Here is a 23,193-nt window from a genome sequence, read left to right on the forward strand (position 1 = left end):
CCTCCTAGACTTCCACTTCTTCATTTGTAGAGAACAAATACAAAACACGTTGTTTTATCGCAATGCGCAAAATCGCTTCTACCGCTTCTTGGTAGACTGACAATTGGATGGAATAGCGCTCTTTCATCGCTGAGTGGACATTGCCCATTCCGCGCGTCTGGTCGGTTTTATAGTCGAGCAAGATCCATTCGCCGTTTTCCTTGAACAGACAATCGACGATCCCTTGGACAATCTGATGGTCGCCGTCTTCGTCAGCACGTGCATACGTAAAAGGAACTTCCCGTCTCACATCCTCTGCGTTCATTAGACGCTGTGCAATTGTACTATGGAAAAACGCTTCAACTTGTTCGGCTCTGACAGCCTGTGCTTCTTCCTTCGTAAGAATTTCACGACCTGTCAACTCATCGAGAAATTGCTGGATTTGCTCCACATTCATCTGCCGTTCAAGCGGCAGATGCTGCATGACGGTATGGACTGCCGTACCGATATCTGCAGCTGACAGTTTGCGGTCCATCAGAAAATTCGGGCGATGTGGCGCTTTCTTTTGTGCTTTTGGCTGATAATTCTGGATGAACGATTCCGGCTCATCCGAACGCTGCAATAGCTGAAGCCTCTTCATTTCCGTCACCGATTGCTTTGAACGTTTTTCAACAGCTGCCTGATGGGGATAAGTGAAATCGAATCGGCTATGGATTAATGACTTATCCGCTTCTGCTTCTGGCCGGTCTTGCTGCGCTTCAAGCAAAGGCTGAGGCTCTTCCAAGGAAACCGTCTCGACAATGTCGATCTGGAAGCGTGAATGATGATCGAGCACTTCGCCGCCTACATGCAGCACCTCTGCATCGGGATGCCTGGAAACGGCTGGGCCGATCCAATCCAAATAGGATTTTGCACGAGATCTTTTAAAATCAGGCAACAACACATCACCTGAGGCAGTTTTCCACTTTTCCAGCAAGCGGTCAATATTCTTTACCGAGGCAGTCAAGTAAAGCTTTTCTTTCGCACGCGTCATTGCCACATACAACACCCGCATTTCTTCGGCCTTCATCTGCAATTGCTTCATCTCTTTAACAGCAAGATAAGGCAGTGAGGTGAATTCGATGCGTGTATCAGGATTAACGGCCTTGACTGCAAGGCCATAGTTCTGGTCGAATAGATACGGTTTATGGAAGTCCATTTCATTGAATGGCCGTCCGGTGCCAGCGAAAAAGACGACTGGAAACTCTAAGCCTTTCGATTTGTGGACGGTCATTAGCCGGACGACGTTTTCCTTTTCACTTAATGACTTGGCAGTCCCAAGGTCATCTCCGCGCTCTCTCATGCGGTCGATAAAGCGCAAAAATCGGAACAACCCGCGAAAAGCGGTCTTTTCGTACTCGAGCGCACGGTCATGAAGAGCACGCAGATTCGCTTGGCGCTGTTTGCCGTTCGACATGGCACCCGCCATTTCATAATAATTCGTATCCAGATATACTTTCCAAATCAGTTCTGCTAATGAGCCTCTTCGTGCTAAATCACGCCACTTCTGCAAGCTATTGGTAAACCGCGACAATTTGATGCGCGTAGCTTGTTCCATGGTGCCGATGCGGATAAATGCTTTTAACGCATCGTAAAAAGTGCCTTTTGAATCGGCCAGGCGGATCGCCGCGAGTTCATTTTCCTGAAGACCAAAGAATGGCGCACGCAAAACAGCGGCAAGTGGAATATCCTGGTATGGATTGTCGATGACACGCAATGCATTGAGCATGATCATCACTTCGAGAGCATCGAAATAACCGCCGCTCAATTCCGCATAGAGAGGAACCCCAGCCATTTTAAATTCATCGGAAAAGTCACCCGACCAGGTCATTGAACGCATCAGTACAACAATGTCACGGTATTCAAGGGGGCGCTCTTGTCCGCTCCATGGATCATGCACGAGCGTTCCCGAATCCATCATATGGCGGATCTTCTGAGCAATCCAGCGGGCTTCCCATTGCGATTTATCCATATCTACAGATTCTTCTTCACCTTCTTCAGTTTCCGGCTCATGGATGAGCGTCAAGTGGATAGGCACATCCTGCTCTGGATATGGCGCTTTCGGCTTTAATGCTGCATCTTCATCATAGCTGATTTCACCGACTCGCTCTCCCATGATCTGCGAAAAGATGTAGTTGGTGCCATCGAGCACTTCCTTGCGGCTTCTAAAATTGGCGTTCAAGTCAATTCGCAGGCCCGAGCCTTCCGCTCGCCGGCTAAACCGGGAATACTTGCCGAGGAACAACATCGGCTCTGCCAGGCGGAAGCGGTAGATGGACTGTTTCACATCCCCCACCATGAACAAATTGCCGTCTTGTTCAGTTCCGGACTTCACAAGGCCAATTATTGTTTCCTGCAGCATATTCGTATCCTGGTATTCATCCACCAATACTTCCTTAAAGCGCATGCGGTAATCCTCTGCTATTGCAGAAGCTTCTCCGCCATCGCTCAGAATTTCCAGTGCGTAATGCTCTAAATCCGAGAAATCCACCAGGCCGCGATCAATTTTCAGGGCTTTGTAATCTTTCGCAAAGCGCTTCGTCAAATCAACCAAAGTTCGCATGAGCGGCGCCATTTCACGCATTTCCTCAAGCAGCCTCTCGGGAGCACGGGTGAAATAACCGTCTTTTACGTCATTGAACAGTTTTTTCGCTTCATTTCTCCGAGCTTTCGCTTCTTCAGCCAACTGAGGGTCACAGGAATCTTTTTTCACAGATGCCAAGCGTTCCCATTTGATGTTTCGCGCATAAGAGTGAAGCGATGCCCATGATTCATCCAAAGCATCGAGTGCAGCTCGGATCAGTGTGGCGTCCATGCGGAAATTCTCTTCCAGTACGTGGGGGCCATCCGTTCGGGTGGCCAATTCCCACCCTTCATCGAGTAAATCAAGCGCCGCTTCGAAACTATGACGGATTGTCATTTTCAAATCTTCCATGAACGGCAACTCATCAATTGTGGAATGTTCCGGCACATCGTAGAGCTTTGGCAATTGTTCAAGCCATGTCTCTGGTTCTGGATGCACACGTGAATAATCATATAATTTCCCCAGCAAGATTTCCATTGCCTGGTCGCTACGGTCAGAAGTGAAGCTGTCCGCAAGTCGGTAGGCCTTCTCACGCCTTTCGCCTTCATAAGCGGATTCAAGCACTGCTTCCATCACATCGTCACGCAGCAAGGCCGCTTCCGTGTCTCCCGCAATGCGAAAACCCGGATCAATTTCCAGCAGGTAGGCGTATTGCTTCACGACTTGCAGGCAAAACGAATGCAAAGTCGAAATCTGGGCTTTATTGATCAGCCGCAACTGCTTTTTCAAATGAACGGATTCGGGGTGTGCCGTGACTGCCTGCTCAAGCGCGGCAGACATGCGATGGCGCATTTCCGCTGCGGAAGCGTTCGTAAACGTCACGACCAACAGCTCATCCACTGATATCGGATCTTGTTCATCAAGCACTTTTTCAATCATCCGGTTGATCAGGACAGCCGTTTTCCCGGAACCTGCCGCAGCCGATACGAGCATATCCTGTCCTTTTGCCCATATCGCCCGCCATTGTTCATCTGTCCATGTGGCATCATTCGGTTTTTTGGGTATCATCATGACTCACCTCCTTGCGTATTTTCTCCACTGCTTGTTCAGAGCTTAATACCGGCAATTTTCGGTATGTTTGTTCCGGATCACTCGGATCGAATTGGCAAACTGCGCGGAAATTGCAGAATTGGCACGGCGTATCGTTTTTCAACCGGTACGGGGAAACGTCCGTATGGCCATCTAGAATCCCGTTCCCTGCGCCTTGATGTTTCTTTCGTACAAATTCACGGATCGTTTCCATATCATCTTTTTCGACTGTTTTTGATGAACCTTTCGAGACCGATCCGTTTTTATTCAAGCGGACGGGAATGACGTTGGAATAGCCGTCGATCTGCGCGTCCATCGCCTGTATGACTTCCGGATCTTCCACGACTAAACCATTCATCTTGAATGACTTGGCAAGTTCTTCTTCCAGTTCTTCGGCAGTCAATAATTTTGTCATTTTCAACATTGGGTTGTGCATATGGAAATACAACACCCCTGCTGGTTCCGCCTGCTCCCCAAGCCAGCGCTTGGAGTGTGTTAACGCCACATCCAAATACGTAAAGGTCTGAAGCGCCAAACCGTGGTAGACTTCGCCTAAATCCAGTCCCTGCTTGGACGATTTGTAATCGACAACGCGCAAATATGGCTTGCCTCCGATGTCTGTCGAATCAATTCGGTCAATGCGGCCTCTGACATTCATCTTGCGCCCACGCTCGAGCGCAATGTCGAGCGGTGGAATCGCTTCTTTCGTCCCAAATCCCACTTCAAGTGCGACGGGTACGAAACCGGATACTTGTGCATGCTTGCTCAACATAAACGCTGTCTGGCGAATGATGCCCTCAAGCTTGTACTGGATATACCGGTAGCGATGCGAACTCAAGAGGATTTGGTTGACGAAATAAGGCGATAATTGTTCGATCGCCCGCTTTGCGAGATCTGCGCATTGTTCTTTGCTTAACGACGACCAGGAAACGCCGAGTTGCATTACTTCATCGGATATCCATTTGATTGCGGCATGGAATAAATCTCCCATTGCCGGTGCCGCCAAACGATATTGGCTACGTTCTTCAAGTTTTAAGCCATAAGCTGCATAATGGGCAAATTGGCAGCTATGATAAGTCTCGATGCGGGATACGCTCGAGGCGATCGGTGAACCATAAAGCGCTTCAGCGATCTGTTCCGATAGGTTTTCAGCTTTCATATGGCTCAAGGGCTTGAATATTTGCTGGATGATTGACGACCAAAGCGGGTCTTCCCGGTAATAATCGAGCACGGCCTGCCATTGTCCGGTAAGTTCTCCGCTCCTGATTTGTGCAGCCAGATGCGAAAGCGCCGCACGTGGATGGCTAATGTATTCCAAGGCATCGGACTCATGCAGCTCTTCTGGACCGATCGCTGCCAATTTCGGCTCAAGTTGAAGCAAATCAGCAATTTTCCTGATATATAAAGAAGGCAATAAGGCTTTTCCTTCTTCATCCGCAATCGGGTAAGAGACGCTCAACCGATCGGAAGCGGAAGAGAACGAGCGATAGGCCATATACGTTTCGTCCATCAAACGCATACGGGAGCTTGGTGCGAGTTCGATGCCGATTTTTTGGAACCACTCGCGCTCTGAATCCGTCAAGAGCCCTTCGTGTTCGATGCGCTGCGGCAAAACACCGTCATTTGCGCCGATGATGAAGACCGACCGGATGTCCATCAAGCGCGCCAGATCCATCTTGGCAATGGTCACTTGATCGAGCGATGGCGGAATTCGGGAAAATTCCAAGGTTTCAAAACCTTCATCCAAAATACGCGCAGCACTTTGGAGATCCAGTTCTTTGTCTCCAAACATCATGACGAATTGGTCGAGCACACCGACCCATTGATTCCACGCCTGCTCATGCTCCGTCGCGGCAAGCAAATGATGCTCGGCTTCTTCTCGGTCTTTCAGCAATTGGATTTTCGAATAGACATCGAGCTCTTCGATAAACTGAAACAGCGCTGTGGCGAAATCGCGACCAATCACACAATCACTAAGGCGTGTTTTCAAGCGCTCAAGTGGGTCGCGCACCACATCCCGGGCAGTCTGCAATTCCATCTGGAGCGCCAATTCTTCATCTGTCTGGATGCCCGAATGAAATTCGAGCCCGCGGTATTTTTTATAGACCCAACGCTTATCGTCAAACCAGCGTTCACCGTAAATGCCATTGGCAAGGACGAAATTCTCCAGTTGGTCTCCCCGTTCCCGCCATTTGCTGATATTGCCTTCAGGAAAAAACAAATCCGTCTTCAATGCCCGGAACACCGGCTCATATGCATAATTGCCGATGACTGCTTCGAGTGCAGAACGGCTGAATTCAATCAATGGATGATGAAGCATCGATTTCTTCTGGCTGATGAAATAAGGAATCTCGTATTGCGGAAAAATAGTGTTAATCAATTCGTCGTATACTTCCGGCTGGCGGTACAGCACCGCAATATCATGATAACGGCAGCCATCCATCACTTGCTTCCGGATCGAGCGGGCAAGCTCGTGGATTTCAGCCCGCCGGTTGGACGCTTCGACCAGTTCGACGGCCCCTTGCCCTTCGATGGACGGGGCAGGGAAGGTTTCGATGAAGCGTTCGATATGCCTAAGCTCTTCATTCATGAAGCGTTTCGGCTCTTGCAAGTATACTTCCGGTTCCAGCCCAATCCCTTCCGATGCAGCGAGATCTGTAAGTCGACTTGCCGTGACGGAAGACTGGTAGAATAGCGACTGTTCGTCTTCTGTGCTGCTCGTGTCATCCATCGGCAAAACGATCGTCACCGATTTGGCATGCTTCAGCAACTCTTCAATGATTTGGAACTCACGCGCCGTAAAGCTGACAAACCCGTCGATGTAAATAGCCGAATGTTTGATCGTTTCAGAGTGGCGGATTTTTTCGCTCAATAAGCCGAGATGGCCTTCGGAATCCACGAATACTTTGCCAAGCCTCCTGTCGATCTCAAGCAGAATGAGCTCCAGGTCCGCTGCCTTGTCCTGCAGCGTCCTTGGGGCCCCAGCTGTTTCAAGAGATGAGCGGATGGTTCCAAGTTCATCGCAGTCGATGCAATAACGGGAAAATTCTTTGATTAATTGTTCAATTTGATCAGTGAAGCCTCTTTTGCTTGCAGCTCTTCTAAATAAATTAAACTCATCTCTGTGTTCTTCGAGCAAACTGCGGATTAACATGCGGTAGCCGAATGTATCGATTTCCTTGCGGCTGATTCCGCCGACTTCCTGCAATACGCGCCAGGCTAGCCGCTTGAACGTGACGGCTTGCGCACGGATCATGCCCTTCATGTCATATGCAGCGGACAATCGATATTCAGTAGAAAATGACATTTGGTCAGGGACAATGAGAAATATCGGGTCCCCATCTGCCTGGTCTTTCAAACTATCGGCTATTTCTTCTTGGACAAAACGGGTTTTTCCGGTTCCGGCGCGCCCGTAGACAATGCGTAAAGACATGTAATGCACCCCTTTTCAAAAAAGAACGTTTGTTCTTATTATACTATAAACGATAAAAAAGAACGACTTTCCCGTTAAGATAGCCGTTCTTTTTCACGTTCTTCTTTCGCCCTCTTGAAGTCGGCTTCGACTTTTTTATTGAGCCGTTTCTCCAAAACTTTTCCGACAATATACAGCAGCACGATGACGGCGATCACAATGCCTGTGCGAATCGGCTGAGTAAACAAGGCACGGATATCATATCCGACATAGGAAATCGTCAAGACCATGACGAATTTCCCGGCCATCAAGGTCAATAAATAATAATGGCGGCTGATATTCGATAGCCCGGCCACCAAATTGACCAATGCCGAGGGCGTAAACGGGAAACACAGCAGCAAAAACAAAGGGCCGAAGCCGTTGCGCTCCACCCAATGGATGAGTCTTTCGACTTTTTGATGGCGCGTCATGAAATTCATGAAGCGAGCTTGGCCGAATTTTCGGACCAGCAAAAAGACCGTATAAGAACCGGCGACCGCCCCGCCCCAAGATAAGAGGAAGCCGAGCCATAGACCGTATGCAGTGGCATTAGCGAAAACGAACACAAAGAGTGGCAAGAACGGCAAAAACGATTCAATGAATGGCAGCAGAAAACCGATGAACGGGCCAAACGCCCGGTAAGATTGCGTTAACTCGACAATGTTTTCCATAGTAAAAAAATCCGACATAGGCTCATTCCTTTTAAATTGTGCGATTTTTCAATAATGAATCTAAAAACAGAAGAAAATATGCTATGCTATTATAATTACTTTACACTCTTTCTCCCGTTTTGGAAAAGAGAAATACTTGCGGCAAAAGGAGCGGAACAAATTGCAAGAACACGGATTCTCTTCAGGGCTGAAAGCCGGCGCCAGCATCGCCATCGGCTATTTCCCGGTTGCGCTGACTTTTGGGCTGCTGGCCAAAACGACAGGTTTATCGCTCATCGAAGCAACCGCCATGAGCATCTTTGTTTTTGCCGGTGCTGCCCAGTACATATCACTTTCCCTTATCACAGCCGGTGTACTCCCGGCGCTTATTGTCGTCAATACATTCATCGTCAACATCCGCCACTTCTTGATGACAGCGGCATTGAATGAAAAGATGGAACCGGATGCCCGCTGGAAAAAAGCGCTGTATGCATTCGGCATTACCGATGAAACGTTTACGGTACTCGCAACGCAGCAAGGCGACAAGATCCGTACTTCATTTGCGGCAGGCGTCATCGTTATTTCCTATGGAAGCTGGGTTGTGTTCACTTCTCTCGGCCATTTAATCGGCGCCAGCCTCCCTGGTTTCCTGCAGGCGTCCATGTCGATCGCACTTTATGCGATGTTCGTCGGCTTGCTTGTGCCGTCAATGAAAGGCAACAGGAAAGTCGTCAGCCTGGCATTGATCGCCGCCCTCTTCAATTCGCTATTTTTCTTCACCGGTTGGCTCTCCACGGGTTGGGCCATCATGGTGTCGACTCTTGCTTCAGCGATTATTGTTGAACTGATTTCACGGAAAGGAGTTGCCGCCTGATGGGTGCCTGGTTTTGGTGGATGATTTTTGGAATGGCCGTTGTTACTTACATTCCACGCGCAATACCGTTAACCTTTTTGGAAGGCCGAGAATTGCCGGAAGCTGTGCAGAGTGTGTTGCGCAATATTCCCTATGCCGTCCTCGGTGCCTTGATTTTCCCAGCCGTTTTTTTCATCCAAGAAAATGTCTGGTTCGGCGTGATCGGAGCTGTCTCTGCATTTGTGATCGCGTTTACCGGGGCAAACGTTATCCTCGTCGTACTCGGGACTATAGCTATTCTCTCCATATATGGACTTTGGTTCGGATAATAAAAAAAGCCGTCACTCATTTTCATGAGCTTCGGCTTTTTTTCTTTTATTATACATATTGCTCGCATACCAGAAACCAGCTGTTAACGAAGCGGCGTTGACGATAAACAACAGCCAGGTATGTGTGAAGCCGGCATAAACGGCCGCGGCAATCAATGCCACGGTCAATATGAGGCCGACATAATGGTTGAATGTCACGCGCGTAAACAGGATAACGAGAAGCCCGGGCACAAACAGCGATAGGAAAAACTTGGTCACCATTGACTCCATATTCTTCTCTCCTTACTCGACAATCAAAAGACCTAGACGGTGATGGTCATGGCGGAAGACGACATGCTGCCGCAAACGCATTTCAAGATTATGGTCGATTACTTCCAGACGGCAATGCGCTGCATTGAGCTGGATGGCTTCGTATAGTTCCGTTTCATTCGTTACGGTCGTACCGTTTACTTTGCGGATGACTTCCCCGCGCACAAGGCCCATCTTCTCAGCCGGAGATCCCGGAAGAACATCAATGATCATAACGCCTTGCGCTTGAGGCGTCACGGTATAATTTCCGCTGCGCTCTTTCTGCGCATAATACAAGCTAATTCCCAAACGGAACAATGCTCCGGCGGCCAGCGCGATGATCGCCATCGGCTGCCACAGGAACCCGAATAAGGCAAGAACGATCGTCAACACAGCTGACCAAGCGATCGATTTTGCAATTTTCGGGGACAAATATACGGGTAAAGTGCGTTTACTGCGTCCTTGAAACCCGAATACCAACGGGAACAAAATTAAGGAAAACGCCGATTCACCGATCGGCAGCTGCGGCCAGTATGGTGCGTATTCAGAAATCATCTCTCCGGGCACGACTAGAACTGCCGGTATCAGCCATAGGCGGCGCGAAATATAGGCCGCGGCACGCAAACCACGAGCCGATTTATGCAGGCGAGGCGAAGCGGAATCTGCAGCTGACTTTTCGACCATACGGCTTTCGATGAACAGCAACAGCCCTGCAATCAACGCGACTGAAATGAGCCAGCCGTCTGCAAGCCCCCTGCCTGTCATTTCGGCGAACCCGAGATTAACACTCCAATTATTGGCTTCAAATAACCAGACCATTAACGCTGCTGCCCCCGCCAAATAGACAAACGAAGCGAGATGGTAAAAACCCGTCAGCATGATAACAATACTCACGATACTGAGCGCAATCAACCACTCCACCGGCACCGCCAAACCGGCAGCTGCCACAATGATCGATAAAACTATCGCATACAACCAACCATCTTTCAGCAAGCGTTTAAATTCTGTTCCACCATACACAATCCGCGTACGGAAAATGCGGCGTTCTTTTTTGACGCGGAAATATCCAAGCATCGTCGCAGCGAATAATGCGACATAAAAAACAGGGTTAAGAAAAAACGTGGCAATTGCCATCAAAAAATCCGTTAACACTCCACTGACACCATCCTTAAGCTAAATGAACTTATATTCCATTGTACCAAAGATGCAGGGTTTGCCCTACACCTTTTTCAATCAGTTAAACGCCAGCTGCAGCTGCCCTAGGATATCTTCGGTGCCTTCGATTCCCGCTGAAAGCCTGACGACACGCTCAGTCACGCCGATCTGCGCTTTTTCTTCTGCGGATAATGCGCGGTGCGATGTGCCGAATGGATAAGAGACGGTCGTTTCGACACCGGCTAATGTCGGAACGATTTTGATCCAGCCGAGTGAAGAAAAGAAGGCTGAGACGTCTGCAGTTTCTGGAAGTTCAAACGAAACGATCGCACCTTTCCCCGGATACCAAACCCGTGCCTTGTCTTGCAGGAAATCGGCAATCGCTTGGGCATTGGCGTTTTGCTTTTCCATCCGAAGCGCCAAGGTTTTGATGCCGCGTATGGTCAGCCATGCTTCAAAAGGGCTTAAGTTCATGCCGAGATTGACGACGCGTTTTGTGGCTTCTTCGATCAAAGCTTCATCTCCGACCAATACCCCTGACGTGACATCGCTATGCCCACCGAGATATTTGGTTGCGCTATGTACGACCAAATCCACGCCTTGTGCGTAAGGCGTATATGTATAAGGCGTCGCAAATGTGTTATCGATCATCACTTTCACGCCGTATTGATTTTTCAAACGCACAAGCCCCTCGATGTCTTCAATCCGCAAAAATGGATTGGTGATCGATTCACTCACGATTAATTTCACTTCAGGGAAATCAACCAGCATCTGTTCGACCGTGCCGATATCTGAAAAATCCTCGAAGTGAACTGTAATGCCGAGCCTTTTCAATTCCTCTTTCAAAAGATGGAAAGTCCCCCCGTACACATCTTCGGCAGCAAGGATATGGTCTCCCGCTTTCGCGACCGACAAGATCCCTGCGAGTATCGCCGACATTCCCGAAGACGCTGCAACGCCCCGTGGTGCGCCTTCAAGCTGTGCAACCGTCTGGCCGAGTGCATCTGTATTCGGATTCGCTGTCCGTGTGTACAGATACGTTCCGTTGCCTTCATAATAGCCTTCCAATTCTTCTAAAGAAGAAAAAGAGAACGCTGAAGTTTGATAAAGCGGCATGACTTTCGGGCGTATCGTCCGCTCTTCCATGCCGGCTGTGTGTACAGATTTCGTATCGATTGATGTCATTATAATTCCCCCTCATTGATTTCTTCTATAAATACATTCATCATTTCTTCATCCATCGGGCCGACAATTTTATGCAAGATACGGCCTTCTCTATCTATGATATAGGAAGTCGGGATGGAAAACGCTTGGTAGAGTGCGCCAACATCCCCGTCCACATCCATCGGAATCGAAAAACTCAAACCAAACTCTTCGACAAAGTTTTCAATTTCCGTCATGCCACGGTCTTCTGTCGTCAAATTGACAGCTACCACTTCAACATCTTTATCCTGTTGGTTCTCATAGAAAGTTTGCATATGCGGCATTTCTGCACGGCATGGTGGGCACCAAGTCGCCCAAAAATTGAGGATGACCGCTTTGCCCCGGTAATCCGATAAGCGCATTTTCTCGCCTTTCAAAGTAGTTAATTCGAAATCGGGAGCCAGCTCGCCTTTTGCCAAGCCTTCATCGGTCGGCAAAAAATCGACAGTGCTGCCAAGCGCCATTTTATTCAGTGCGCGGTCTTCTTTCTGGCTATCTAAGACGGCCCATACCGCGAGAACAATGACCAATATAGCAGCTATCAGCAACCCGATCATTTTTTTTGACATTCTTTTCACTCCATTCCGTTACCATCATACGATAAACGAACTGTCTGTAGCCAGTAAATTCGCCGGAATTGTCCCGCAACAAATTGTGTCAACGAAAAAACCGCCCAAGCCATTTCTCCAAGCTTCACCAGTCGTGAAGCGGAAAGAACGGCCTTGACGGCTTTTTGGATTAATAAGAGAGATAATTGGCTGGGTTCACAGCGTTGCTGCGCGCCCCATTCCAAGATCCTACGTGAATTTCAAAATGCAAATGAGAACCGGTCGAACGGCCCGTATTGCCCATGCCACCGATAAACTGGCGCTGCTCAACTTTTTGCCCGACTGATACCCCAATTGAACTCAAGTGAGCATAAGCAGTCGCGTATGGCTGACCATTAATCGAGTGGGTAATGATGATGACATTGCCGTAGCCGCCCATCGATCCTGCATATGAAACGAATCCAGCCGCTGAAGCAACGATAGGTGTTCCTGGGCTGTTGGCGATATCGTAGCCAAGATGCGTCTCTGCACCGTCTCCGATATCACGCCCGCCAAATCCGGACGTATGGCGACCTGATGCAGGCATCACGAAATTAGCTGATGGCTTAACGACAGGAGCCGGTGCTGGAGCTGGCGCTGGTGCCGGAGCTGCTGGCGCAGGGCTTGCAACGCTGGTGCTTGCTGATGAAGATTTAGCAGAAGCTTTTTCGGCTGCCGCTTTTTCAGCGGCCGCTTTTTCGGCTGCTGCCCGTTCAGCCGCTGCTTTCTCGGCTGCTGCACGCTCAGCTGCGGCCTTTTCGGCTGCGGCTTTTTCAGCGGCCGCTTTCCGTTCTGCTTCGGCTATGCGCGCGCGTTCAGATTCTTCTTGCTGAGCCAATTTCGCCATGCGGGCTTGTTGTCCCATAATCTGCTTTTCGACTGCAGCGCTAACTTCAAGCGCTTCTTCATGCTGTGCTTCCAAATTGTTTTTCTCTGAAGCTAAACGTTTCTGTTCCGCTTCCATTTGAGCTTTCAAGCCAGCTTGTTCTTTTTTCTGGCTATCCAATGATGCTTTCAATGAAACCAGTTCAGCACGGCGCTCTTCTTGATTTGCAAGAATCGTTTCGACTGCTTCTTTTTTCGCAGCCAATTCTTTTTTGTCAGCTGCTTGTTCACGCATGATTTCACGGTCAGCTTCGATCAAAGTGTTGACTGCTGAAAACCGGTCGATAAAATCAATAAAGCTATTGGCCCCCAGAAGAACATCTATGTAATCGACAGATCCACCGCTCATCTGGATGGCACGCGCACGCTCTTTCAATAATTCAGTGCGTTCGTCGATTTTACGCTCAAGCTCTTTGATGGCTTCTTTCAATTCATCGATTTCTTCTTTGGTTTGGTCGATTTCTGCTTGTACTGTGTCGATTTTTGATTGTGTTTCCTGCATTTTCTTATCCAATTGCTGGATTTCCGAAACGATGCTGTCGAGTTTTGAAGATGTTTCCTGAATCTCGCCTTCTTTCTTTTCGATACCAGAACTCAAGTCTTCTTCTTTTTCTTCCAACTCTTTGCGTTCTTTTTCCAATTTTTGCTGTTCTTCTTGCACTTGCTGTTGCTCCTGTTCCAATTCATCGAGCTTGTTTGTGTTTGCGTGTGCACTAGGCATCAGCAGTGACAATGCTAGAATTGATGAAACACTGGACAACATCCATTTAGACTTCGAATTCAAGTTCGTTTTCCCCCTTTGGATTTACGTTCTTTTTCTATGTCTGTATTTTATTTCCTCATTTATGTAAGTTTTAGACCTATGGTTAATATACGACCATAGGCCTTGGATTGATTATACCCGTAAAAACTTTCGGATGGACATAAAACTTCCCCAAATCCCGATAAAGACACCCATTGCCAAGATCAACGCACTTACTTGATAAATGAACGGTGAAAATTCGAGCAATTGGAACAGTTCTCCACTGAGACGTGGTTGTACGAATTCCGTGATTTTCTGATATAGCAGTACAACCAGCCCGATCGGTATGATGGAACCGAGGATCCCGAGCCACATGCCTTCCAAGATAAATGGCACACGGACAAACCAATTGGTTGCCCCGACAAGTTTCATGATCTCGATTTCAGTGCGACGCGCCACAATTGTGATGCGGATCGTGTTCGAAATCAAGAACATCGCTGTAAACAATAATGCCAAAATGAGGATCAGTCCAACATTACGCCCTGCGTTAAGGAAATTGAAAAGCTTCTCAATTTTTCCTTCTCCGTATTCTACGTCTTCGATATATTCAAATGCAGCAATTTCGTTTGCTACTGTTTCAGTCTGTTGAGGTTCTGTCGCTTTTACATAGAACACATCAAACAATGGATTGCTTTGCTCGAACAAACTGAGTTCTTCGCCAAAGTCGAGCACAAGGTCCGTCAACTCTTCTTCTTTTGTTGAAAAGTCGGCCGATTCAACGCCCTCAAGGCCGGATATTTCTTCTTCGAGTTCTGCAACATCTTCTTCTTCTGCATCAAGTGAGACAAAGACTTTGATTTCAACATCGTTTTCCAAATCATCGGCGACTTTATTCAGGTTCATCATAATCATGACGAATACCCCTACAAGCAACAAAGTAACAGTGACGGCACTGACAGAGGCAAATGTCATCCAGCCATTTCGCCCGAGGCTCTTAAGGCTTTCTTTGATGTGACGGCCAAATGTTCTAATCTTCATAGCCGTAATCACCTCCGGCTGCGTCGCGTACAATCAGCCCGCCTTCAATGGCAATGACGCGATGTCTTAACTTATTAACGATTTCCCGGTTATGGGTCGCCATGATGATGGTCGTCCCTGTCGAGTTGATCTGTTCGAAAAGGTTCATGATATCCCACGAGGTATCCGGGTCAAGGTTTCCTGTCGGCTCGTCGGCAATCATCACTTTCGGTGTGTTGACAATCGAACGGGCGATAGACACACGTTGCTGCTCTCCGCCAGACAATTCACGCGGGAACATTTTCGCTTTGTGCTTCAGACCGACCATGTCGAGGACTTCCATGACGCGCTCTTTGATGATTTGTGGTTTTTCCTCGATGACTTCGAGTGCAAACGCAACATTTTCATATACATTTAAGCGCGGCAGCAGTTTAAAATCCTGGAATACTACGCCAATGTCACGGCGAAGAAAAGGCACTTTCCGGTTCTTCAATTTTGCGATATCTTTTCCATCGACAAGCATTTGCCCTGAAGAAGGACGTTCTTCACGATACATCATTTTGATGAACGTGGATTTACCAGCTCCGCTCGGGCCGACGATGTAGACGAATTCACCTTGTGCAATCTCAACGTTCAATCCGTTAAGCGCTACAATGCCGTTCGGATATTTTTTATAGACATTCTTCATTTGTATCATTGATAAACCACCTATAGTCATTCGGCATTTCGCCGAAGTTTATTTCCCAAGTACATAGCAAATTTTGCAGCACGGTTATTATAACACTCCTAAACCTCTTTTTTGTTACAGTTACATTTCAATTCAGACTCAGTCTCGATACAAAGAATTATCTGAAATTTTAATATTATAAGGCCTTAAATCATCTATTTTTCCCTTATTTTTACCATTCATCAACATAAATACCTCGTTTTATGGCAAAAAAAATAAACCGGGCGTAATGCCGGTTTATTGTTGGTCCGCCAGATATTCTGCTACAGCTTCTGCTTCTTCGCCTTCGATGATGTTCGGAGGCATAGCGCCTTGGCCATTTTGAATAACTGACAGGATTTCTTCTTGTGACAAGCGGGATCCCACATCATTCAATGCCGGGAAGTTGCCCTGGCCTTCTAAGTTTTCACCGTGGCATGAAATACAGTTTTGCTGAATGACTGCTTCTGCATCCACTGTCGTTGTTTCAGTTTCTGTATCGCCGCCTGTATCAGCCGGTTCTTCAGGAGATGTTTCTTCCCCGCCGCCGCATGCACCAAGTACAAGAACTGAACCGAACAATACGGTCATCAATTGCTTTTTCATGGAAATCCTCCTCTTCGTCTTGCTTTTTTTACCTTCTATAGGAGTATACCAAATTTAAGCACGTTTGAAACCTTCCCCTAGCACTTCGGAAGCGTCGGATACGATAACAAAAGCTTGCGGATCGATTAATTTAACCAATTGTTTCAGCCGTGTAAATTCTGTTTGCGGAATCACGACCATTAAAATCGGTTTTTCATTCCCTGAGTAGCCGCCGGTCGCTGTCAATTCCGTTACGCCTCGATCGACTTCGTCGTAAATGGCATCCCGGATCTCCACTTGCTTGTTCGTGATGATGTATACCATTTTCGAACGGCTAAACCCGACTTGCACCAAGTCGATCGTTTTGGTCGTCAAGTACAATCCGATCAGTGCATACAATCCTTTTTCAATATCAAAAACGATGGCTGCTGCCAACACGATCATGCCGTCGATGATCGCAACGCTTGTACCGAGAGTCAGGCCGGTGTATTTGGTGATGATCTGCGCTGCAAGATCGGTTCCGCCAGTCGATGCTTTCCCGCGGAACACGATTCCCAGCCCGAGACCGACCATGATGCCGCCAAACAGCGAGCCGAGCAGCGGATCTCTCGTCCAGGCTTCCCAGTCCTCCGTAAGGAACACGACGAGTGGTAAAAATACCGTGCCGACCGCTGTCTTGATGCCGAAATTTTTGCCGAGCAAAATGAGGCCCGAAATAAACAGCGGGATATTGAATGCCCATTGAACGAATGCTGGCTTCCATTCGAACAAGCCGAATAGAATCGTACTAATGCCGCTGACTCCTCCAGACGCAACTTCATTTGGCAATAAGAACACGTTGAATGAAATTGCGACAATTGCTGCTCCAGCCAGAACGGCGATATAATCCATTACACTTGTCAAAACCGGATGTGGATCTCTTGATTTTCGTATATTTCGTTTACCCATAAGCTATTATTCCTCTTTCGTCTATATTCACTTGAACCCTGTCAGAGTATAGCAGACCCCCCGTTTTTTGTGAACTTCATCTGGATAAAGCAATAGCCCTGCCACAAGGAAACTGCTAGTTTTCTTCGATCGGCCACACCCCATATTTACCGAAAGCCTTCTTCTATTGAAATTTTTTTAACACTTTCGATAGTGGATAAATACCGATGCTTTGAATAGCGAGGGACAACAAAATCACCGCAAATGCCAGGGAAATCAGCATATGGTCTTGCCTAGGCGCCGTTTCTTCGAGCCACAGCAACAGGGCAATAGACATGGCGCCCTTGATTCCTGACCAAGCAGTTAACGTGATCGTTGAAAAATCATTTTTGAATTCATCCCGCCATTTGGGCACCCCGTAAATGAACAGCGCGATGACGATGAAGCGGACGATGATAGTCAATAGGAAAATCGCAAACGCGAACCACCAGCCTGAAAATGCTAGATACTCGGCACCGCGCATGCCGATTAACAAAAACAGCACCGCCAATAAAATCGGGGTAACGATGTCCCAGAAACCGTTCAATGACTGGGGAAGTGTATCTTCCTTAATATTCCTCCCCATTTCATAAGCGATAAATACTCCAGCTGCCACTGTCGCAAGAACGCCAGACACGCCGATTGCTTCTCCTATATAAAAAGCACCGTAAGCTCCGATGACACTCAGCATGACTTGATATTGTTTATCCTGGGTAAAGCGGATTGTTTTGCTCATCAACCAGCCTATAGCGATTCCGAGAACGACTCCCCCGATCGAAACGAGCAGCAATTCCGAGATAAATTTGCCCAATGAAAATCCGTTTCCTGTTTGATACATCGTCAGGAAAATCGTGAAAAAGACGATGCTCGTCCCGTCGTTGATCATTGACTCCCCCTCAACGACATCAGCAATCTGTTCAGCACCGTTGCTTTCTTTTAAAATAGCAGTCACTGATATCGGATCGGTCGGTGTCAAGATGGCTGCCAATAAAAAAGCGGCTGTTAAGGACAAGCTAGTAAAGACCCCCCCAGCGAAATAGATAGCCAAGCCTAGCAAAACAACAGTGAGAATAAGTCCAATCGTGCTCAAACTGACAATGATGCCGATATTTCGCTTTAACTGTTTCAACGGAAACTGATAAGCCGCGGTAAACAACATTGCCGGCAAAAAAACATTGAAGATGATTTCTTTTGAGATATTGAATTCATCGAAATACGGAATAAATGAAAGCCCCAAGCCAATCGCTACCAACACGACCGGAACCGGGAAAAAATTCTTTTTGATATCGATTGTATAGACAATATATCCGATGATCAGCAAGACCAATAATTGATGTGTCATCTTATCCAACAGCTCCTTGGCAAATATACGCTCCTTGTTCTTCTATTGCCTCTTTACGCATAAAAAAACCCCCGGAAGCCACGGCTCTATTGAGCAATAGCTTTCGGGGGTCGGACATTTAATAAATAACGTAATACTTTTCAGCTTACTGCATTTTCGAACGCAGCATCGCATGGATGAATCCATCCAGATCGCCATCCATGACAGCCTGGAGATTTCCAGTTTCATGGTTCGTCCGATGGTCTTTAACCATGGAATACGGGTGGAAAACGTAAGAGCGGATCTGGCTGCCCCAGCCGATTTCTTTTTGCTCTCCGCGGATTTCGAGCAATTCCTGTTCTTGCTCTTCAATTTTCAATGCATAAAGCTTCGCTTTCAGCATCTGCATCGCTTTTTCACGGTTTTTGATCTGCGAACGTTCCTGTTGGCATGTCACGACTGCCCCGGTTGGCAAGTGGGTGATCCGGACAGCTGAGTCTGTCGTATTGATGTGCTGCCCTCCGGCGCCACTTGCACGATAGGTATCGACTTTTAAATCTTCGGTGCGGATATCGATTTCGATTTCGCCCGTGAATTCTGGCATCACTTCGCATGACACGAATGATGTGTGACGGCGTCCTGAGGAATCGAAAGGTGAGATACGGACCAAACGGTGAACGCCTTTTTCAGCTTTTAAATAGCCGTAAGCGTTATGGCCTTTGATGCCAAGCGTCACTGATTTAACGCCGGCTTCGTCTCCGGCCAAGTAATCCAAAGTCTCTACTTTGAATCCGCGTTTTTCAGCCCAGCGCGTATACATGCGCAAAAGCATCGAACACCAATCCTGGGACTCTGTTCCGCCAGCACCTGGATGCAATTCCAAGATGGCATTGTTTTTATCGTATTCTTCACTTAACAGAAGCTCCAACTCGAACGCGTTCAAGTCTTTAAGAAACTGCTTCAGTTCACCGCTCACTTCTTCATGAAGTTCCTCGTCCGGTTCTTCACGCAAAAGCTCGAGCGTCATTTCCATATTCTCTTGCTCTTCTTCGAACTTCCGATAACGATTAACCGTATCTTTTAATGCATTCACTTCAGAAATGACCACTTGCGCCTCTTCTTGGTTATTCCAGAAATTCGGGTCAATCATTCTTTCATCCAATTCCTGTATACGTGCCTCTTTGTTTTCTAAGTCAAAGAGACCCCCTGAAGTCCGCCAGTTTTTCGGCTGTTTTGTCGAGCTCGTTGCGAATATCCGCTAATTCCATCATATAAAGTTCCTCCTCATAATAATGCCGAAGAGCTGTTGCTCTTCGGCAATGTACACCTGTTTTCGTTTACGATGCGGCCCCGTGGCAGTTCTTGAACTTTTTGCCGCTGCCACATGGACATAGATCGTTGCGCCCGACTTCCATCTCGCGACGAGCCGGTTCTTTTCTCTTACTTGTGGCTTGGCCGCCCTCTTTTGGGTTGACCGCCTGTCCTTTCGCCACTTCTTCGCGCTCGAGATTGTTCTTGATTTCCGCTTTCATGGCGTATTTCGCCACGTCGTCTTCAATCGCCTCAATCATCGCTTCGAACATGGCAAACCCTTCATTCTGGTATTCGCGAAGCGGGTCATTCTGTCCGTAGGCACGCAAATGAATTCCTTGGCGCAATTGATCCATCGCATCGATGTGGTCGATCCATTTTGTATCAATCGAACGCAACAGCACGACTTTTTCGAATTCACGCATACGGGTAGGCGTCATTTCTACTTCTTTTTCATTATAATGCGCCGTTACTTTTTCGCGTACATACTCGATAATCTGCTCTTGTGTCTTGCCTTCTAGCTCTTGCGGCGTGATCGTATCTTCTGGCAATAGATTTCCAGAAATCACTTCAGTCAGAGACTTCAAATGCCATTCTTCCGGTTTTTCTGCAGTAGTATAGCTTGCGACCATACGACCGATTGAACTGTCGATCATATTGTCGACAAGTTCGCGCATATCGCCGGTCTCGAGCACTTCCAAACGCTCTTTATAAATGATTTCGCGCTGTTCGCGCAGCACATCATCATATTGCAAAAGGCGTTTCCGTGCATCGAAGTTATTGCCTTCCACTCGTTTTTGGGCAGATTCGACAGAACGTGTCACCATGCGAGACTGAAGCGGCTGGGAATCATCCATGCCCAGTTTACCCATCATATTGCGCATGGCATCCGAACCGAAGCGGCGCATCAGATCGTCTTCAAGCGATAGATAGAATTGCGTCACACCGGGATCTCCCTGGCGTCCTGAACGACCACGCAACTGGTTATCGATACGGCGGGATTCGTGGCGCTCGGTACCGATGACCGCGAGTCCACCTGCTTCGATGACGCCTTCACCTAATTTGATGTCCGTTCCGCGACCTGCCATATTCGTGGCAATCGTGACAGCGCCTTTTTGGCCGGCATCCAAGATGATTTCAGCTTCATGTGCGTGGTTCTTCGCGTTTAAGACCGAATGCTTGATGCCTTTTTTGGTCAAATACTCGGAAATGATTTCAGACGTTTCAATCGCTACGGTACCGACAAGAACCGGTTGGCCATTTTTATGGCGCTCGATAATGTCTTCAGAAACCGCTTTGTACTTGCCTTCTGTCGTAGCATAAATTAAATCGACACGGTCATCCCGGATAATCGGCTTGTTTGTCGGAATGGAGATTACATTCATATTGTAAATGTTGCGGAACTCTTCTTCTTCTGTTTTCGCCGTACCAGTCATACCTGACAATTTTTCATATTTGCGGAAATAGTTCTGGAATGTGATCGTCGCCATCGTCATCGATTCGTTCTGGACTTCGAGGCCTTCCTTGGCTTCAATTGCTTGGTGAAGCCCGTCCGAATAGCGGCGGCCTTTCATAAGGCGGCCGGTAAATTGATCGACAATGACCACTTCGCCGTCCTGGACGACATAATCGACATCTTTTTGCATCGTAACATGCGCTTTTAGCGATTGATTGATCGCGTGGTTCAAACGTACATGTGTTAAATCAAATAAATTGTCGATGCTGAAGGCCTTCTCAACTTTCTCGATCCCCTCTTCCGTCAGCACCACACCTTTTGTCGTTTCATCATAAGCGTAATCCGTATCTTTCTGAAGCAGTCGCCCGAAAGCGTTTGCTTGCATATAGAGCTGGGCAGATTTCGCTGCCTGACCTGAAATAATCAATGGCGTCCGTGCTTCATCGATCAAGATCGAATCGACTTCATCGATCACGGCAAAATGCAGCGGACGCTGAACCATATCTTCTTTATACAGAACCATATTATCGCGCAAATAATCGAAGCCTAACTCGTTATTCGTGCTATATGTGATGTCTGCCTGATATGCTTCGCGCTTTTGTTCTTTCGTTAAGCTGTTAACATTCAGCCCGATTGTCAGGCCGAGCCAATTGTAAAGCAGGCCCATTTCTTCCGCATCGCGGCTTGCCAAGTATTCGTTGACCGTCACGACATGGACGCCTTTTTTGGTGATGGCGTTCAGATAGACAGCCATCGTCGAAGTCAAGGTTTTACCTTCACCGGTTTTCATTTCGGAGATATTGCCTTGATGAAGTGATGCGGCCCCCATGATCTGAACGCGGAATGGATACATTCCAAGGACACGCTTTGACGCCTCTCGGACTGTCGCAAATGCTTCAGGCAATATATCATCGAGTGACTCGCCTTGTTCGAAACGCGCTGTGAATTCGGCAGTCTTCGCTTTTAATGCTTCGTCTGTCTTAGCCGTAAACTCGTCGGCCAGTGCTTCCACCTGATCTGATACCTTTTCCAATCTTTTTAAATCCCGTTTATTCGGGTCAAATACTTTATTCAATACTCCAAGCATGTTTAACCGCTCCCTGCATGGCGATTTAGGCTGAAGACAACCTTGAAACCGCTATTGCTCATATTTTCATTTCTTTGGGGTTTATCTTAACCATATGCAGCATTTTTCAAAAAAAATCTCACCATTTATTTTAACACTGCACTATAAAGCGTGCAAACAAAGCATTTCTCCATTGTCGGCAAAATTTTATGAAAAAGAGCTGATTATTGGCAACTCTTACAAGCATAAAAGGGAGCCGGGAAAACACAATAAAAAAAGTGCATAACAAAAGCCTCCCGTTACAGGAGGCTTTCCATATTATGAAGTTGTTTCGATCAGTCCGTAAGAACCGTCTTTTCGTTTATAGACAATATTTGTGCCGTTCGATTCTGCATCTGTGAAGACAAAGAAGTTATGTCCAAGCATATTCATCTGCAGAACCGCTTCTTCCTCGTCCATCGGTTTCAAATCGAATTGCTTGGTACGTACAATCTTCAAATCTTCCTCATCATCCGATTCTACTGAACCGTTGTTTTGCGCTTCGCTTTCGGCTTGTGCAAAAGCAAGGCCCATTCCTTCGCGATCACGGAATTTGCGATTGACTTTCGTTTTATATTTGCGGATTTGACGTTCCAGTTTTGAAACGATCAAATCGATCGCTGCATAGAGATCATCGTGCCGTTCTTCAGCACGTAGTGTCAGGTTTTTCATCGGAATTGTAACTTCCACTTTTGTTTGGTTATGATTATACGTTTTCAGGTTGACCATCGCTGTTGCATTCGCCCCATCGGTGAAGTAGCGTTCGATTTTCTCTACCTTCTTCTCGATGTGTTCGCGTATTGCGGGAGTTACCTCAATATTCTCGCCTCTGATGTTGAATTGCAGCATGTGAACTCCTCCTTCTGTTTTGCTATCTATCTATTTCTAGTTGTTCCCTTCGGAATCCTTCTTGAAACGTAAAAAGTTTCAGCACTATAGTAAAAAGGTAAAC

18 protein-coding genes are annotated in these 23,193 nt (G+C 47.4%); 2 read left to right on the top strand and 16 right to left on the bottom strand.

Annotated features, from left to right (window positions below):
• Positions 1–4: 4 nt before the first annotated feature.
• The 3 genes from addA to KTG14_RS09085 form a co-directional block, all read right to left on the bottom strand.
• Positions 5–3,610 carry a helicase-exonuclease AddAB subunit AddA gene (gene addA, locus KTG14_RS09075; protein WP_216970800.1) on the bottom strand — a complete coding sequence of 1,202 codons (3,606 nt, stop codon included), beginning with the start codon at positions 3,608–3,610 and terminating at the stop codon, positions 5–7.
• Entirely contained in the window at positions 3,588–7,064 is a 3,477-nt protein-coding gene (gene addB, locus KTG14_RS09080; protein WP_216970632.1) for a helicase-exonuclease AddAB subunit AddB, read from the bottom strand. Before addB ends, addA begins: the two co-directional genes overlap by 23 nt.
• Before the next feature lie 74 nt (positions 7,065–7,138).
• On the bottom strand, positions 7,139–7,771 hold the full coding sequence (locus KTG14_RS09085) for a TVP38/TMEM64 family protein (RefSeq protein WP_216970633.1): 633 nt from the start codon (positions 7,769–7,771) through the stop codon (positions 7,139–7,141).
• 142 nt (positions 7,772–7,913) lie between these two features.
• On the opposite strand from KTG14_RS09085, the gene KTG14_RS09090 reads away from it, so the two are divergent.
• Positions 7,914–8,606 carry an AzlC family ABC transporter permease gene (locus KTG14_RS09090; protein WP_216970634.1) on the top strand — a complete coding sequence of 231 codons (693 nt, stop codon included), beginning with the start codon at positions 7,914–7,916 and terminating at the stop codon, positions 8,604–8,606.
• The gene (locus tag KTG14_RS09095) at positions 8,606–8,914 is read left to right on the top strand and encodes an AzlD domain-containing protein (protein WP_216970635.1); all 309 of its coding nucleotides are present in this window, start codon (positions 8,606–8,608) and stop codon (positions 8,912–8,914) included. The genes KTG14_RS09090 and KTG14_RS09095 overlap by 1 nt, the downstream gene beginning before the upstream one ends.
• A gap of 12 nt (positions 8,915–8,926) precedes the next feature.
• Here KTG14_RS09095 and KTG14_RS09100 read toward each other — a convergent pair whose 3' ends face one another.
• The 13 genes from KTG14_RS09100 to hpf form a co-directional block, all read right to left on the bottom strand.
• Positions 8,927–9,184: a CsbA family protein gene (locus KTG14_RS09100; protein WP_058383368.1), complete on the bottom strand. Its 258-nt coding sequence runs from the start codon at positions 9,182–9,184 to the stop codon at positions 8,927–8,929.
• Positions 9,185–9,196: 12 nt separating this feature from the next.
• Complete coding sequence (locus KTG14_RS09105) at positions 9,197–10,354, bottom strand: PDZ domain-containing protein (protein ID WP_308461983.1); 1,158 nt, start codon at positions 10,352–10,354, stop codon at positions 9,197–9,199.
• Between the two features lie 81 nt (positions 10,355–10,435).
• On the bottom strand, positions 10,436–11,542 hold the full coding sequence (locus tag KTG14_RS09110) for a trans-sulfuration enzyme family protein (protein ID WP_216970636.1): 1,107 nt from the start codon (positions 11,540–11,542) through the stop codon (positions 10,436–10,438).
• The gene (locus KTG14_RS09115) at positions 11,542–12,129 is read right to left on the bottom strand and encodes a peroxiredoxin family protein (protein ID WP_216970637.1); all 588 of its coding nucleotides are present in this window, start codon (positions 12,127–12,129) and stop codon (positions 11,542–11,544) included. The genes KTG14_RS09110 and KTG14_RS09115 overlap by 1 nt, the downstream gene beginning before the upstream one ends.
• 169 nt (positions 12,130–12,298) lie before the next feature.
• Positions 12,299–13,816, bottom strand: a complete 1,518-nt coding sequence (locus KTG14_RS09120; protein ID WP_216970638.1) for a murein hydrolase activator EnvC family protein — start codon at positions 13,814–13,816, stop codon at positions 12,299–12,301.
• A 111-nt stretch (positions 13,817–13,927) separates the two neighbouring features.
• Positions 13,928–14,812, bottom strand: a complete 885-nt coding sequence (gene ftsX / locus KTG14_RS09125) for a permease-like cell division protein FtsX (RefSeq protein WP_216970639.1) — start codon at positions 14,810–14,812, stop codon at positions 13,928–13,930.
• Positions 14,802–15,488 (bottom strand): cell division ATP-binding protein FtsE, encoded by a 687-nt coding sequence (gene ftsE / locus KTG14_RS09130; protein ID WP_101190690.1) that lies wholly within the window; start codon positions 15,486–15,488, stop codon positions 14,802–14,804. Before ftsE ends, ftsX begins: the two co-directional genes overlap by 11 nt.
• 267 nt (positions 15,489–15,755) lie before the next feature.
• Positions 15,756–16,103 carry a cytochrome c551 gene (cccB, locus tag KTG14_RS09135; protein ID WP_216970640.1) on the bottom strand — a complete coding sequence of 116 codons (348 nt, stop codon included), beginning with the start codon at positions 16,101–16,103 and terminating at the stop codon, positions 15,756–15,758.
• A gap of 54 nt (positions 16,104–16,157) precedes the next feature.
• Positions 16,158–16,973 carry a YitT family protein gene (locus KTG14_RS09140; protein ID WP_374939891.1) on the bottom strand — a complete coding sequence of 272 codons (816 nt, stop codon included), beginning with the start codon at positions 16,971–16,973 and terminating at the stop codon, positions 16,158–16,160.
• Between the two features lie 220 nt (positions 16,974–17,193).
• Complete coding sequence (locus KTG14_RS09145; protein WP_216970642.1) at positions 17,194–18,390, bottom strand: cation:proton antiporter; 1,197 nt, start codon at positions 18,388–18,390, stop codon at positions 17,194–17,196.
• Between the two features lie 145 nt (positions 18,391–18,535).
• Positions 18,536–19,637, bottom strand: a protein-coding gene (gene prfB / locus KTG14_RS09150) for a peptide chain release factor 2 (RefSeq protein WP_216970802.1) whose coding sequence is annotated in 2 segments (ribosomal slippage) — positions 18,536–19,564 and positions 19,566–19,637 — 1,101 coding nt in all. Because the reading frame shifts where the segments join, the coding sequence is not laid out codon by codon here.
• A 69-nt stretch (positions 19,638–19,706) separates the two neighbouring features.
• Positions 19,707–22,223 (bottom strand): preprotein translocase subunit SecA, encoded by a 2,517-nt coding sequence (gene secA, locus KTG14_RS09155; protein WP_216970643.1) that lies wholly within the window; start codon positions 22,221–22,223, stop codon positions 19,707–19,709.
• 297 nt (positions 22,224–22,520) lie between these two features.
• Complete coding sequence (hpf, locus tag KTG14_RS09160) at positions 22,521–23,090, bottom strand: ribosome hibernation-promoting factor, HPF/YfiA family (RefSeq protein WP_302054936.1); 570 nt, start codon at positions 23,088–23,090, stop codon at positions 22,521–22,523.
• Positions 23,091–23,193: the final 103 nt, after the last annotated feature.

It is taken from the genome of Planococcus sp. CP5-4_YE, assembly GCF_019042655.1.
Lineage (GTDB): Bacteria > Bacillota > Bacilli > Bacillales_A > Planococcaceae > Planococcus.

Coding starts and splice junctions, on each gene's coding strand:
- addB (WP_216970632.1), bottom strand. CDS start 7,064: ATGTCTTTACGCATTGTCTACGGGCGCGCCGGAACCGGAAAAACCCGT.
- hpf (WP_302054936.1), bottom strand. CDS start 23,090: ATGCTGCAATTCAACATCAGAGGCGAGAATATTGAGGTAACTCCCGCA.
- cccB (WP_216970640.1), bottom strand. CDS start 16,103: ATGAAAAAGCAATTGATGACCGTATTGTTCGGTTCAGTTCTTGTACTT.
- KTG14_RS09115 (WP_216970637.1), bottom strand. CDS start 12,129: ATGTCAAAAAAAATGATCGGGTTGCTGATAGCTGCTATATTGGTCATT.
- KTG14_RS09140 (WP_374939891.1), bottom strand. CDS start 16,973: ATGGATTATATCGCCGTTCTGGCTGGAGCAGCAATTGTCGCAATTTCA.
- KTG14_RS09145 (WP_216970642.1), bottom strand. CDS start 18,390: ATGACACATCAATTATTGGTCTTGCTGATCATCGGATATATTGTCTAT.
- KTG14_RS09085 (WP_216970633.1), bottom strand. CDS start 7,771: ATGTCGGATTTTTTTACTATGGAAAACATTGTCGAGTTAACGCAATCT.
- ftsE (WP_101190690.1), bottom strand. CDS start 15,488: ATGATACAAATGAAGAATGTCTATAAAAAATATCCGAACGGCATTGTA.
- KTG14_RS09100 (WP_058383368.1), bottom strand. CDS start 9,184: ATGGAGTCAATGGTGACCAAGTTTTTCCTATCGCTGTTTGTGCCCGGG.
- secA (WP_216970643.1), bottom strand. CDS start 22,223: ATGCTTGGAGTATTGAATAAAGTATTTGACCCGAATAAACGGGATTTA.
- ftsX (WP_216970639.1), bottom strand. CDS start 14,812: ATGAAGATTAGAACATTTGGCCGTCACATCAAAGAAAGCCTTAAGAGC.
- addA (WP_216970800.1), bottom strand. CDS start 3,610: ATGATACCCAAAAAACCGAATGATGCCACATGGACAGATGAACAATGG.
- KTG14_RS09095 (WP_216970635.1), top strand. CDS start 8,606: ATGGGTGCCTGGTTTTGGTGGATGATTTTTGGAATGGCCGTTGTTACT.
- KTG14_RS09110 (WP_216970636.1), bottom strand. CDS start 11,542: ATGACATCAATCGATACGAAATCTGTACACACAGCCGGCATGGAAGAG.